The organism is Bacillus sp. THAF10, from assembly GCF_009363695.1.
Lineage (GTDB): Bacteria > Bacillota > Bacilli > Bacillales > Bacillaceae_I > Sutcliffiella_A.
Genome location: NZ_CP045403.1, coordinates 1,803,637 through 1,818,469, shown reverse-complemented (window position 1 = coordinate 1,818,469; position 14,833 = coordinate 1,803,637). Strand labels below are relative to the sequence as shown.

General features: G+C 38.3%; 12 protein-coding genes. All 12 read right to left on the bottom strand.

Annotated elements, in window-relative coordinates:
• Positions 1 to 74: 74 nt before the first annotated feature.
• Positions 75 to 1,640: a ribonuclease Y gene (gene rny, locus FIU87_RS09520; protein WP_172971007.1), complete on the bottom strand. Its 1,566-nt coding sequence runs from the start codon at positions 1,638 to 1,640 to the stop codon at positions 75 to 77.
• A 356-nt stretch (positions 1,641 to 1,996) separates the two neighbouring features.
• Positions 1,997 to 3,040: a recombinase RecA gene (recA, locus tag FIU87_RS09515; RefSeq protein WP_152444375.1), complete on the bottom strand. Its 1,044-nt coding sequence runs from the start codon at positions 3,038 to 3,040 to the stop codon at positions 1,997 to 1,999.
• Positions 3,041 to 3,448: 408 nt separating this feature from the next.
• Positions 3,449 to 4,693, bottom strand: coding sequence for a competence/damage-inducible protein A (locus tag FIU87_RS09510; protein ID WP_152444374.1), 1,245 nt, complete (start codon positions 4,691 to 4,693; stop codon positions 3,449 to 3,451).
• A 41-nt stretch (positions 4,694 to 4,734) separates the two neighbouring features.
• Complete coding sequence (gene pgsA / locus FIU87_RS09505; protein ID WP_152446489.1) at positions 4,735 to 5,316, bottom strand: CDP-diacylglycerol--glycerol-3-phosphate 3-phosphatidyltransferase; 582 nt, start codon at positions 5,314 to 5,316, stop codon at positions 4,735 to 4,737.
• A 113-nt stretch (positions 5,317 to 5,429) separates the two neighbouring features.
• The gene (locus tag FIU87_RS09500; protein ID WP_152444373.1) at positions 5,430 to 6,317 is read right to left on the bottom strand and encodes a helix-turn-helix domain-containing protein; all 888 of its coding nucleotides are present in this window, start codon (positions 6,315 to 6,317) and stop codon (positions 5,430 to 5,432) included.
• Positions 6,318 to 6,337: 20 nt separating this feature from the next.
• Complete coding sequence (locus tag FIU87_RS09495) at positions 6,338 to 7,129, bottom strand: DUF3388 domain-containing protein (protein ID WP_152444372.1); 792 nt, start codon at positions 7,127 to 7,129, stop codon at positions 6,338 to 6,340.
• Between the two features lie 139 nt (positions 7,130 to 7,268).
• Positions 7,269 to 7,526, bottom strand: a complete 258-nt coding sequence (locus tag FIU87_RS09490; RefSeq protein ID WP_152444371.1) for a DUF3243 domain-containing protein — start codon at positions 7,524 to 7,526, stop codon at positions 7,269 to 7,271.
• Positions 7,527 to 7,593: 67 nt separating this feature from the next.
• On the bottom strand, positions 7,594 to 8,307 hold the full coding sequence (locus FIU87_RS09485; RefSeq protein ID WP_301538671.1) for an elongation factor P 5-aminopentanone reductase: 714 nt from the start codon (positions 8,305 to 8,307) through the stop codon (positions 7,594 to 7,596).
• Positions 8,308 to 8,372: 65 nt separating this feature from the next.
• Positions 8,373 to 9,656 carry an EF-P 5-aminopentanol modification-associated protein YfmH gene (locus FIU87_RS09480; protein WP_152444369.1) on the bottom strand — a complete coding sequence of 428 codons (1,284 nt, stop codon included), beginning with the start codon at positions 9,654 to 9,656 and terminating at the stop codon, positions 8,373 to 8,375.
• A gap of 3 nt (positions 9,657 to 9,659) precedes the next feature.
• Positions 9,660 to 10,964 carry an EF-P 5-aminopentanol modification-associated protein YfmF gene (locus FIU87_RS09475; RefSeq protein ID WP_152444368.1) on the bottom strand — a complete coding sequence of 435 codons (1,305 nt, stop codon included), beginning with the start codon at positions 10,962 to 10,964 and terminating at the stop codon, positions 9,660 to 9,662.
• Between the two features lie 361 nt (positions 10,965 to 11,325).
• Positions 11,326 to 12,051, bottom strand: a complete 726-nt coding sequence (locus tag FIU87_RS09470; protein ID WP_152444367.1) for a GntR family transcriptional regulator — start codon at positions 12,049 to 12,051, stop codon at positions 11,326 to 11,328.
• Between the two features lie 342 nt (positions 12,052 to 12,393).
• Positions 12,394 to 14,751 (bottom strand): FtsK/SpoIIIE family DNA translocase, encoded by a 2,358-nt coding sequence (locus FIU87_RS09465; protein ID WP_152444366.1) that lies wholly within the window; start codon positions 14,749 to 14,751, stop codon positions 12,394 to 12,396.
• Between the last annotated feature and the right edge of the window lie 82 nt (positions 14,752 to 14,833).

Below are 14,833 nucleotides of genomic sequence, written 5' to 3'. Positions count from 1 at the left end.
TTAAAAATTCCCTTCATTCTTCTTCATCTAGTTAATAGTATTACCAAAAAAAATAAAGTGGTGCAAGCACCACTTTATTTTGCGTATTCAACGGCTCTCGTTTCTCTGATTACCGTCACTTTAATGTGTCCTGGATAATCCAACTCTTCTTCGATTCGTTTTCTGATATCTCGGGCAAGACGGTGCGCTTCCAAGTCATCAATCGTATCAGGTTTAACCATGATACGCACTTCTCTTCCGGCTTGAATGGCAAAGGATTTTTCTACACCTTCATAGCTTTCAGAAATTTCTTCAAGCTTTTCAAGTCTTCTGATGTAGTTTTCCAATGTCTCACTTCTTGCTCCAGGTCTAGCAGCAGACAGCGCATCAGCAGCAGCTACTAGCACAGCAATAATCGAAGTAGGTTCTGTATCACCATGGTGGGAAGCAATACTATTGATAACAACAGGGTGCTCTTTGTATTTTGTAGCAAGCTCTACCCCAATTTCTACATGGCTTCCTTCCACTTCATGATCCACTGCTTTACCAATGTCATGCAATAAACCTGCACGTTTTGCCAGCGTTTCATCCTCTCCTAATTCAGCTGCCATTAAGCCAGCCAAGAAAGCGACCTCCATGGAGTGCTTTAAGACGTTTTGACCATAGCTTGTACGGAATTTCAAACGTCCTAAGATCTTAATAAGATCAGGATGAAGACCGTGAACACCAACTTCGAATGTCGTTTGCTCTCCCATTTCACGAATATATTCATCCACTTCACGTCTTGATTTTTCAACCATTTCCTCAATACGTGCTGGATGGATTCTTCCGTCTTGGACTAGCTTATCTAACGCGATACGAGCAGTTTCACGTCGAATTGGATCAAAGCCTGATAAAATAACTGCTTCTGGAGTATCGTCAATAATCAGATCAATACCTGTAAGCGTTTCAAGAGTACGAATGTTACGTCCTTCACGTCCAATGATTCGACCTTTCATCTCATCATTTGGTAAGTTAACGACGGATACAGTTGTTTCTGCTACATGATCTGCAGCACAACGTTGAACAGCTAAGGATAAAATCTCTCTAGCCTTTTTATCCGCATCTTCTTTTGCTCTGTTTTCACTTTCCTTTACCATCAGAGCAATATCGTGGGACAATTCACTTTCAACACGATCGAGAATAATGTTTTTCGCTTCTTCTCTCGTCAATGCTGAAATACGTTCCAGCTCTTCCTGCTGTTTACGCACCATTTCATCCACTTTGCTTTCTAATTCTTCAATATGCTGTTGTCTATCGTTTAAAGAATCTTCACGCCTTTCTAATGCTACTTCACGTTTATCAAGCGATTCATCTTTTCGATCAAGATTCTCCTCTTTTTGCATTAAACGATTTTCTTGTTTTTGCAGTTCGCTTCTACGATCTCGAATATCACGTTCTGCTTCAGTGCGCAGCTTGTGAATTTCATCCTTTGCTTCTAAAAGGGCTTCTTTTTTCAGTGATTCGGCTTCTCTTTTTGCATCTTCCACAATTTGGTCAGCCGCACTTCTTGCGCCTTGGATCTTTTGTTCGGCAATGGATTTACGAACATAAAAGCCAACAACTACACCGACGATTAGGGCAAGCAAAGCGGAGATAATGATTTGCATAGTTTCCATCATTACACCTCCTCTTGCTATGAACTTGTTCTTGCTAGATTTCATTGTCGGCATGTACATTGCCTTCATTCTTGTCAACATACAGCTCAATGGCTTTTGCTTTTTTATAGCTTTAAAATTCTAACAAAATGTAAAATATACATACTAATTGTAAATCTGTGAAAAATTATTGTCAAGCCTGTCCTAGTAAGGAGTTGGCCATTTTGGTAAAGTAATCCTATTTTTCTGGATTTTTTGAGAAAAATTACTCATAAATTCGATGCAGTGGGTGGTACATCGCTGATGATTTCAATAATTACCTTTTCAAAAATATAAAAAAAAGACCTTGTGTTTTCACAAAGTCTTTTTTTCTCCTTTATTTAGAAGTCTAACTCCGCTTGGTCATCTTGATTTTCTTCAGGTGGAGCAGTTACTTCTTTGTCTAGTCCGTGATGATCACGAATTTGCTGATGAATTTCTTTTAGTACATCCTTATTTTCTTTAAGGAATTGTTTCGCATTTTCGCGTCCTTGTCCTAATCTTTCCTCATTATAGGAATACCAAGATCCGCTCTTTTGAACGATATCTAAATCAGATGCCATGTCGATGACTTCCCCTTCTTTAGATATACCTTCTCCATACATAATATCAACTTCTGCAACTTTAAATGGAGGAGCAATTTTATTTTTCACAACTTTAATTTTTGTTTTGTTACCGACAATATCGTGGCCCTGCTTTAATTGCTCTGCACGACGTACTTCTAGGCGAACAGAAGAATAGAATTTTAGAGCGCGCCCACCAGGTGTTGTTTCAGGATTACCGAACATAACACCCACTTTTTCACGAATTTGGTTAATGAAAATCGCAATAGTTTTAGACTTATTGATGGCACCTGAAAGCTTTCTTAATGCTTGAGACATTAAACGCGCTTGAAGACCAACATGGGAGTCACCCATTTCGCCTTCAATTTCCGCTTTCGGTACTAATGCTGCTACAGAGTCGACTACGATAATATCAACTGCACCACTTCGAACAAGAGCTTCCGCTATTTCAAGTGCCTGTTCTCCAGTATCAGGCTGGGATAGTAAGAGTTCATCAATATTAACTCCTAATTTTTGAGCATATACTGGATCAAGCGCATGCTCTGCATCAATAAATGCGGCCTGTCCACCATTTTGCTGAACCTCAGCAATGGCATGGAGAGCAACCGTTGTTTTACCGGAAGATTCAGGACCATAGATTTCAATTACTCTTCCACGTGGATACCCACCAGCTCCTAATGCAACATCCAATGCTAAGGAGCCGCTTGGTACGGTTGAAATTTTTCGTTCTGCCTGTTCCCCGAGCTTCATAATAGAACCTTTACCAAATTGCTTTTCTATCTGTTTTAACGCCATATCTAATGCAGCTTTACGATCACCCACAGAATTTCCTCCTCTTTTCTATGAAACTAATGAATATGTATCAACTACTATTACTATACCTTTTTTTCGTTCGTTTGGCAACAAAAAAACGAACACCCATTCGGTTTTTTATAAAGAGATTCTTTTTCAAATTTCTTTTTTCTTATAAGAGAAAACCTTGAATTGAACTTTGTACTAGTCTCAAAACATTTTTTTGAAGTTTATTTAATAACAGGCTGTAGGTGTAAACTTTGTTGCTACTGCGTTTAAATAACACATCCGTAATAAACGTTGGTGTCGTGCTCTTTTCGTGGAAGAAGATTCTGAAAAAGTCTTAAAGCCGACTTTTTCCTAGTTTATAGCAACAATCTTTTAGAAAAGAGCTTTTAGAAAAGAGCCTATTAAAAAAATAGCTGAAACTAAGTTCAACTATTTGAAGAGTTCTTTTAATAGTAAATGGCAACCAGATTTAGCTGTTCTGTGTTTGATGGATTCTCTACTCCCTGCAAGTTGGAGCTTATGAACAATGGTCTCTTTATTGGGGAGAGCTATCCCAATAAATACGGTACCAACGGGTTGATTGTCCAGCTTCTCGGGACCAGCTACACCTGTAAAGCTAACGCCAATATCAGTTTTCATCATAGTCTTTACTGATTCGGCCATTTCCAAGGCGCATTTTCTGCTTACAGCACCTTCTTGCTCAAGCGTTTCCTTTGAAACACCAAGCACGTTTTCTTTAACATCATTTGTGTAGCATACTAAAGCACCTTTGATAACGTTGGAAGCTCCAGGAAAGCTGGTCATTTTCTCAGCAAATAAGCCTCCTGTTAAACTTTCTGCGCTTGCTAGGGTGTATTGAGACTCTTTAATATTCTGAAATAAAACAGAGTAAATAGTGTCTTCATCATATCCGAAAAGATATTCTCCAACTCTGTTTCTTATCTCACTCTCTGTCAAGTCAATCAACCTGTTTGCCTCCGCTAAAGACTGATGCTTAGCCGTAAGCCGAAGTGTTACCTCATGATCACCAGCTAGAGGAGCGATGGTTGGGTTCGTTTGCTTATCAATTAAATCTTCAATATCAGCTTCAAGCTGAGATTCACCAATACCATAGAAACGAAGTACCTTTGAGACTATTTGTTCCTTCATACCGAGTCTTTCTAATAAATAGTCTCTTGCAAATTGTAGAAACATTGGCTGCAGTTCCTTTGGTGGTCCAGGCAAAAGCATATAAGTAATGTCACTATCAAGTAACGCCATTCCTGGAGCCATACCGGTCGTGTTTGGGAGGATGGTAGAGCCATCCAAAACCAATGCCTGCTTCTTATTATTTTCACTCATGCTCCGATTTACTTTTTTGAAATAAGCCTGTATATCAGTAAGAGCGTCGTCGTCCATGGTTAGCTTTTTTCCTAGGGCATCCGCAATTGTCTCTTTAGTAAGATCATCCTTCGTTGGCCCTAGTCCCCCTGTGAAAATGAGTAAATTAGAACGATTCTGTGCGGTGAGTATTGCTTCACGCAGCCTTTTAGGGTTATCGCCAACCACCGTATGATAATATACGTCAATGCCAAGTTCAGCTAATTGTTTGGACAAAAACTGGGCGTTTGTGTTACAAATTTGACCTAGTAATAGTTCGGAGCCAACCGCAATTATCTCCGCTTTCCATGCCATTTTGTTCTCCCCTTTGTCTTTCTGTAGATAGCTATTTCTACTTATTTTGATTGAAGTATTGCATGCCTGTTTTTATAAAAATAGTCCCAACCAGAGACGATTGTAAAAATCATCGCCACCCATAATGAAATTGTGTCGAATGGAAAATTCACCAATTCAAATGGGATATTATGTAGTAATAATGCAGATACGGCGATAATCTGTGCCCAGGTTTTTATTTTCCCTAGCATATTTGCAGCAACCACTTCACCTTCCCCTGCGAGGACAAGTCGAAGCCCAGTTACGGCAAATTCCCTGCTTATGATTACGATCACAATCCATGCCGGTGCCGCTTGCAATTGAACTAATGCGATTAGAGCCGCTGATACTAGTAGCTTGTCTGCAAGTGGATCTAAAAACTTTCCAAGGTTGGTAACTAGGTTAAGCTTTCGCGCATAATAACCATCTACCCAATCTGTAATAGATGCGATAATAAAAATGATAGCAGCGGACAGATGGGTAATCGGAATAGATGCCTCTCCTATGCGAAGAATTCCAAAGTCAATAGGTGCAAGCAATAGGACCATAAAGACAGGAATTAAAAGTATTCTTGAAACCGTTATTTTGTTAGGTAAGTTCACAATTATTCCTCCAGCATTCAATATTGCTTTTTCACTATACATAAAATATATTAGTTTGTCTATTGATTGGCTATTGTTGGCTATAGTATACAAAAAAAGCCATCAACCTGATGACTTTATTGTTCTCCATTTGGTAAAAATTTAATAGTAATCTTTTGAGTGGTTTTGTCATCCTTTGGAAATGGAAACTCTAGCACTTCTCCATTTATCTTAATTTCCGTATCAGGAACCCAACCAATATTGAATGTAATCTCCTCTTGATCAGAAAAATCAAAGGATTCTGATTGGCCTTCTCCCAGCTCTTTGCTTAAAAAGGTTTCACCATCGGGATTAGTTACACCGACCCAAGTGTTACCATTTGATAAAATCTCTACTTCAAATTTGTCTGTTTCTGTTAATTCTAATGTTGCCGTTTGACCACTCTTAGAAACCTCTGTTAAGGTACCATTTTCAGGAGGGGCTTCTTCCTGTGTTTCCTCTGGTTCCTCTTCAGGAGGGGCTTCTTCTTCCTCTTCCTTTTCTTCTGGTGGGGACTCTTCTTCACTACCTTGTGCCGAATCAATCACAACGCCGCTATTGTTTCCTTCAGGCGAAGCGGAGGAATTACCGACTCCCCATTTTTGAACTAGAACATAAATAATTGCCACAATGGCAACTAAAGCAAGAAAAAGCAAAACCTTAGGAAGAAAATTAAACAGCTTATTACTTTTAGCTGGTACCTGTTTTCTTGTTTTAACCCTTGAAAGTTGTGGCATGTCGTCTTTTTCATTATTGGGGATATCATTTTTGTATTGTTCAAAAACCTCATCAGGATCTAACCCGACGGCTTCGGAATACTGTCTGATAAAGGCTCTAGCATAAAATTGACCTGGCATAATCACATAATTGCCTTCTTCTATTCCGATTAGGTACCGTTTTTGTATTTTTGTAGCAGTTTGTAAATCTTCAAGTGACATTCCCTTTTCTTCACGAGCCTGTTTTAATCTATTGCCTAATTCAGTCAATAATTACACCTTCCAACATATTAAAAATCAAATCCCCCAAAAGGGTTATCTTCAAACATATTATTTTGTTGCACTACTTCATACGTTATTTCTTCATCTTCACTATTTCGAAGCTCAATAATGTAATCAAAATCATCGAGTTTATATTCGGTATTTTGAACGAAGATATCTGGGTGCTCTACAACCTTCACTGCTGAAAGTCGCATAATTTCTCTAATAAGCTGCCAATGCTTTTCATTCGCACGCTTTGTTGAAACAATACCATCTATTATAAATAAATTGTCAACATGATATTCATCTTCAATCAATTGACTGCGAATGGTTTGCTTTAGTAACGTGCTGGATACAAACAACCAGCGTTTGTTGGCACAAACACTTGACGCAACAATGGATTCGGTTTTACCAACTCTAGGCATGCCTCTTATGCCAATAAGCTTATGACCGTCTTGTTTAAAAAGCTCTGCCATAAAATCAACCAAAAGGCCGAGTTCATCTCTGACAAAACGAAATGTTTTCTTGTCATCCGCATCTCTTTGTATATATCGTCCATGTCTTACCGCTAAACGATCTCTTAACTTTGGCTCTCTAAGCTTTGTAACAGTTATATTATCCATTGTATTTAAAATAGATTCAAGACGGACTATTTGCTCATTTGAATCGCTTAGTAAGAGCATTCCTCGCCTCGCATCTTCTACACCATTAATCGTCACGATGTTAATGGATAGCATTCCTAGCAAAGAAGCAATATCCCCGAGCAACCCTGGCCTGTTAATATGTATTTCGTATTCTAAATACCACTCTTTCTTTTCCATCAAACCCCTCCATCCCATCAAAACGTTTCGAACATTACCTTGTTACTTCTATAATAGCCAATATACCGTTAATATGAAAGTAATACTTGTCCATTCTTTTATATTTGGACAAATAAAAAAAGAGAGGATCAGGCCTCTCTTAGTGCGTTCCATCATTTTGAACTAATTTTACCATCATGTTAGCAATGGCATGCTGCTCTTCAGGGCTTGCAACTTTCCACAGATCAGCCAACACTCTTTCCTGTGGATTTTTTGCTTCCACTTCCTTGGCTAAATAATCCCCAATTTCGTATGCTAGCTGAGAAATCGCTTGATGATCCATCCCTTCATGCTCAGCATGATTTAGGCGATCTCCTAAAAAGCCTTTCCACTGTTCCCAGTTTTCAAGTACGGACATTACATTTCCTCCTTCCACATAAGTTCATCCTTTAGTATGCGAAGGGAGGAAAGTTTTATGCATCTCATTAATTCCAGCCGCCATTTACTCCTAATACTTGTCCAGTAATATAACTTGATTGCTCTGAAAGCAAAAATCCTACTGCATCTGCCACCTCTTTTGGACGCGCAAGTCTTCCCATTGGTATTTCGTTAGTTAATTCGGTCATTTCTTCGTCAGAAAAAGAATGTAGCATTTTGGTGGAAACTGCTCCTGGAGCAATGCTATTAACTCTTATGCCGTTTAACGCAACTTCTTTTGCCAATGATTTTACAAACGCGATTTGAGCTCCCTTAGTCATGGAGTAAAGCACTTCACATGCCGCTCCTTTTTCTCCCCAAATCGAGGAAATCACAATAATATTCCCGTCCTGATTTTTTATCATGTTTGGTAGTAGATACTGAACAGTTGAATATAATGATGTTATGTTAAGTTGAATCATATCATCCTTCAAAGGTTCTTCTATATCAGTCATTAGGCCATAAAAGGTAGCCCCTGCATTAAAGATCACCACATCTACTGGAGTAAACAAAGCCTCTTTTAACTTTTTGACACCATCTTTATTGCTTAAATCTGCTTGAATACTTGAGAGTCGTTCATTACCATGCTTTGCTATCAGTTTGTTGATGGAAGCAGAATCCTTATTATAGTGCAAATATGTATAATAACCTTTACTCCATACCTCATCAGCTATTTCCATGCCGATGTCTCCGCTCGCGCCGATAATTAAAGCTCTTTTCATCATGTATGTTTCTCCCCTTTTAATAAAACAGGAGGCCGGCTCCAATGAATGCCGGACCTCCTTCGTTATTTTGGCACAACCTGACACACAGCGAAAGCCTCTTTTTTAATGAACTTTTCTGCGACTACTTTGACATCATCAAGTGTGATTTTTTCTAACTGCGGTGTTACCTCAAACAAGTCCATTTCATTAAATGCATACCTTGTGAATTGATTTGCTATAAATTCTGGAGAGTTTAACGCCCGGAGAAAAGAACCGATTTTTTTCTTCTTGATGCGCTCTAACTCTTCTTCCGTTACGGCGGAAGGATCAAAGTTCAAAAGGATTTCCTTTACTTTATCTGCAAGTTCATCTGGCTTTGCTGTATCTCCGCCTAGCATAGCAAAACCAAAGCCGTTTTCTCCAGTATAATCATAGGCAAATGTTTCATCAATCAAGCCTTCTTCATATAGATTCTGATAGTGTTCGGAGCTCTTTCCAAAAAGCAAATCAAGGATGATATTGACTGTCAGCTCATGCTTTAAAAGTTCCTCTCCCTGTTTTACTGGTTCAGATTCTTTAATACCGACCATAAGTTTCGACGTATGCACATTCATTTTTAAAACTTTCTTTTCTTCCTTAACAGAAACTGGTTCCTCTTCGAATTTACGCTTAATTTCTTGCTGGGGTTCAAAGCTTTTATTGGCTTGATTTTGTTTAATAAAGGCCATCATTTCGCTTGTATCCATTGGTCCAACCACAAACAAGAGCATATTACTTGGATGATAGAAGGTTTCATAACACGTATAAAGAAGATCTTTAGTTATCTTTGAGATTGACTCCACCGTACCTGCGATATCAATTTTGACAGGATGGTGAGCAAACATACTTTCAATCAAACCAAAGTAGGCTCTCCAGTCGGCATTATCTTCATACATCGTAATTTCTTGTCCGATGATGCCTTTTTCCTTTTCGACTGTTTTTTCTGTAAAATACGGTGCTTGCACAAAATCCATTAATGTTTCTAGATTCTTTTGTACATTGGAAGTGCTCGAAAAAAGATACGCAGTCCGAGTAAAGGACGTAAAAGCGTTTGCTGAAGCACCTTGCTTGCTGAAATCCTGAAACACATCCCCATGCTCTTTTTCAAATAATTTATGCTCTAAAAAATGGGCAATCCCATCTGGTACCGTTGTGAAATCATCACTCCCTAGTGGAACAAAATGATTATCAATGGAGCCATATTTAGTCGTAAATGTAGCATAGGTTTTATGGAAGCCATCTTTTGGAAGTAAGTATACCTCCAGTCCATTATCTAACGTCTCGTGATACAATGCTTCTGATAATTGATTGAATTCAATTTTCTCCATGAATTATGCCTCCTTTCCAGTTAAGAAATAAACGGTATCCAACTCTATTTTTTCTGCTGCTGCAATTATGTCTTCTTTTGTCACCTGTTCAATGCCGTCTAAAAAGACATCTACAGGTTTATCAACTTCAGAAACTTCATTATTATATAGGATTTCAATCATGCCTCGTGCAGTATCAAGGGTTTCTAAAATTTGATTTTTTATCACAGCCTTGGTTTGAGAAATTTCATTTTCATTGAATTTCCCTTGCTTCATTGCTTCAAGTTGCTCATTTATAATCGTTACCGCTTTTTCAAAGTTAGAAAAATCTATTCCTGACATCACTAGAAGAAGTCCCTTATGACTTTCTACTCTTGATGCTGCATAGTAAGCAAGGCTTTCTTTTTCTCGCACATTCATGAATAGTTTAGAATGCGAGAAGCCACCGAATATTCCATTAAATACTTGAAGGGCAAAGTATAAGTCATCTTTAAACAAAATGTTGGTGCGGTATCCTATGTTAAGCTTACCTTGTTTAATATCCTGTTTTTCTATTACCTCATTTGGTTCATGACTCTCTCTATTGGGCTGTGTGACAGAAGACGATACCTTGTTTTCTTGACTTGGTAGCTCGAAAAATTTTTTTATATAACCATCTACTTCTTCACTATGAATATCTCCCACAACATAAAGGTGGATATCATTTGTTTTTAGAAGCTCTTGATAATACTGATACAAAGTTTCTGCTGTTATGGCATCCACTTGGTCTTTTAAGCCGTTAGCTGGAAGCCTGTATGGTTCATCTGCACACATTTCTTCGACCAGTCTTTGGCTCGCATATCGCATTTTATCGTCATAAACAGATTGAATTCGCTGTTTTAAAGCGTTTTTTTCTTTTTCCACCGTACTTTTGGCAAAAGAATTACCTTCTGTATGAGGATGTAAAAACACTTCGCTCAATAACTGGACGCCCTTTTCAAGCAAAGGGGTGGAATCCTTAAGGAATTTCTCATTGGCAATTTCGATCTTAATCGTAATGATGTGGTCTTCTCCTTTTTTACTAAGATCCACACCCAAACTTGCTCCATATAAATCATCAAGATATGCTCGAAATTGGGAGGAACGTGGGTAGGAGGCTGTTCCATTTTGCAAAACGTACGGAAGTAGAGCCCTCAACGTTATGTCCTCTTCTGATAATGGTGCCTTTACTTTGAGCACCAATGAGTTGGTTTTGAATTTGTCTGTTGGGACAGTATGTACGGTTATCCCATTTAGCATGTAGGTTCTTTCATCAACTAACTTCAAAAAAATCTCCTCCTTCACGTCCATCTTGCTTTTGTTTGCAAACCTTTAGTTAAGCGTATAACAAAAAAGATAGTACTATTCTTTCTTTATTGAACAGAAAATAGTCTTGATTCCAATATAACGTTTAAAAGGTAAGTTTTTCAAGTTGTAGCTCTTCAAACAGTTAACATAATTATATTATAATAAACTTATATTTGCGCTGTTGATTTTTGCAAAATGGCTTCCCATTTGTTAACCTCCTTGGCTACGCCTGTGAGGCCTCCAATCTATCGCTTCATTCCCGAGAAGAGTTTACGCCTTTTGCTCCAATCAACAGCTAGGATTACTACAAATTTAGGAAAGTAATCCTCAAAATAAAAAACCCACCTTTATTTGGTGGGTTTCGTTATAGACGTTTTCTTAGGACATGGAAGCTGAATTTGTCTGCACGGAAGTAGTTAAGTGAATATAGGATTGGCTCGTCATTTTGGTCATAATGCATTTGTTTTAGAACAAGCAATGCCGTTTCAGGCTCGCATTCTAAGATTGGCGATATTTTATCATGGTACCCAATTGGTTCGATGTGTGTGACTGCATAGGAGATATATCTACCCGCTTGTTCCTCTAATAGGTCCAGCAAGGACTCATTTTTATAAGATTGATAGTCTTCCACAATCGTAGTAGGGATTTTATCAATGCAATATACCACAGGTAATTCATTTGCTGTACGGACTCGTTCAAAGTGTAGGACCTCTTTGATCTCTTCATTTCCAAACTTGCTTAACTCTTCTTCAGATGGTTTTTCGATGGTTGATGTTAAAAATACTGTCCCAGGTTTCATTCCTGCTTGAGATATCATATCAGTTACAGAATTTAACTGTTCAATACCAGAGGAAAAAACTGGTTTAGAATTAACAAAAGTACCTACACCATGTCTTCTAACAACAATATTTTCTTCTTCTAATACTCTAAGCGCTTCTCGAAGTGTTGCTCTACTTACTCCTAGTCTTCTTGACAATTCGAATTCTGAAGGCAGCTTTTCTTTTTCTTTATATAATTTTTGTTCAATATCTTGTTTTAGTCTATCTACTACAAGTAAATACAAATGTCTGCTATCTGATCGAATCGACATAAAACTGATCCCCCAATTAACCGTTTACAAAACCTATTTTACGTTTTCCTATTAATCCAAAATAATATACCACTTTTCAACATTAAAATAAATAGAAAATTGATTTTTTTGCTTTTTTTGACAAGGACTGTGTTAAACACCGCTGTTAATTTCCACAAAATGGATTCGCTTCCGTGAGGCTAATGTTAAAACCTCATCGGCTATGCCTGTGGAGTCACAAGTCTTTTACGTCGTTCCCGAGATGAGTATCCCCTTTTGCTCCAATCAACAATAAAAATACTTTTTAAATTTACACTTATTCTTTATTGACAAGCGGAAAAAAGGATAGCAAAACTGCTATCCTCATGAACCTACATCTTCGTTTTTGTTAGAAATAAGGACATTACGTGGTTTACTTCCTTCATATGGGCCTACTACGCCTCTGACTTCCATGGCATCTATGAGTCTTGCTGCACGAGTATACCCAATTCTGAAGCGACGTTGAAGCATGGATACGGATGCTGATTGCATTTCTAGGATAAGCTGGACAGCATCATCGTAGAGTTCATCATCCACTTCTGCCACTTCTTCGGTCACATCTTGCGGAATCATCTCCTCTTGGTATTGAGCCTTTTGCTGTTCAATAACAAAGTCCACAACTCGCTCTACCTCTTCATCTGATAGGAATGCTCCCTGTACACGAATAGGTTTAGACGCACCGACTGGTAAAAAGAGCATATCCCCACGGCCTAGAAGTTTTTCTGCCCCACCCATGTCTAGAATGGTTCTGGAATCCGTTTGAGAAGACACACTAAATGCGATTCTTGATGGAATATTTGCCTTGATAACCCCAGTAATAACATCAACAGATGGTCGTTGTGTAGCAATTATTAAGTGGATGCCAGCAGCACGGGCCATTTGAGCAAGTCTGGTGATACAATCTTCCACATCAGAAGAAGCTACCATCATTAAGTCTGCAAGCTCGTCCACAATCACAACGATATAAGGAAGAGAAGGCTGTTTTGCTTCTTCATCCTGATTATGTCTTTTGATGTAATCATTGTAGCCTTCGATATTTCTAGTTCCTGTGTGAGAAAAAAGCTCATAACGTCTTTCCATTTCATTGACGACTTTTTTTAATGCTTGTGATGCTTTTTTAGGATCTGTCACAACAGGCGCTAATAAATGGGGCACTCCATTGTACATATTCAGTTCTACCATTTTCGGATCTATCATCATCATTTTCACTTCATGAGGCTTTGCCCGGACTAAAATACTCGTGATGATCCCATTGATACAAACACTTTTCCCGCTTCCTGTTGCTCCTGCAACAAGTAAGTGTGGCATTTTATTTAGTTCAGCTACAACAGAATCACCTGAAATATCACGTCCAAGACCAATTAATAGCTTAGAATCAGGCTTGTCTGCGAGTTTGTTATCAAGTACCTCACGTAAAGAAACCATCGCCACTTCATTGTTTGGCACTTCAATACCAATCGCGGATTTTCCAGGGATAGGCGCTTCAATTCGAATATCCTTTGCTGCGAGCGCAAGTGCTAAATCATCACTTAAATTAACAATTTTACTAACCTTTACTCCAACATCCGGATACACTTCATACTTTGTTACAGCTGGTCCTAAGTGAACCTTAGTTACCTTTGCTTTTACTCCAAAGCTTGCAAAGGTTTTTTCCAATTTTCTTGCGTTTTGATAAATATTTTCATGCTCAGTTGTTTGATGATTCGTGATTGGTTTGTTTAATAAATCTAAAGATGGTAAGACATATTCCTTGTTTTCCACTTCCGTAAACGCCATTGGACTTGGCACTAAATCACCTGTATTGCCTTTTTCTGCTGTTGTATTGGTAGAGGTCGCAACCTCTTTGGTGTTTTTCTTTTCTTCATATGGAAGACTTTCTTCACGGTCATTAAAGGAAGATATAATGGGAGGTGCCAATACTTCTTCCCCATTTGTCTCATGCTCTCCTAGAACAATAACCTCTTCTTCTTTTTCCACTTTATCTTTACCCTTTTTCTTGTCTTCCTCTTTCTTTTGCTTTTTCTTTTTCGTGCTATCTTCTCTCCAGCCTCTCATATCATCGATAAAAGCAAGCCACTGCGTTTTCAAAAAGTGGAAGATTCCAAGCACAATCTTAATTACCGTGTCATTTAGCGATTTTCCAGTCACTAATAGAATTCCAATGACGATGAAAATCATAGCAATCCACCTAGCACCCGTTGCATCAAAAAGCAGATGAAATAATGCAAAAAGGACGGCTCCAATCATTCCTCCTCCAAGCTCTGGGGTGCTGATTTCTCCATTCACTTCCTGCCAAAAAAAATCCCAAGTGTTCCCTATAACCGATGGATTCGCAAACCCACCACCTCTTGATAGTGTTCGAAATAGTGCTTCATGATTAATCAATAATATAGACATCACAATCACATATATTCCCACTAGTTGTCTTGAAAAGAAGGTAGGTAGATCTCTTTTCCAAATAATGTAACAAGAAAGAATTAATAAGCCTAGAAGCATCAGCATGTACCATTCTCCACTAAAAAATCGGAAAACTAATACAAATGCATGTCCGACCATCCCAAGCTTTGCAATTGCAATACAGGAAAGTGCCAATAAAAGTAGCCCTATTACTTCAAAGGTAACGGTCCGTTTCCATTCATCTCTGTTCTTAGATTTACGTTGTCTTTTTTTACGTTTTGACATATTTCTCACCTATCTTATCCTGCAAATAATAAGAAGAAGAAAGCAGCCATTATAAACTGGCTGCTTTTTCCTCTGTTGCTAG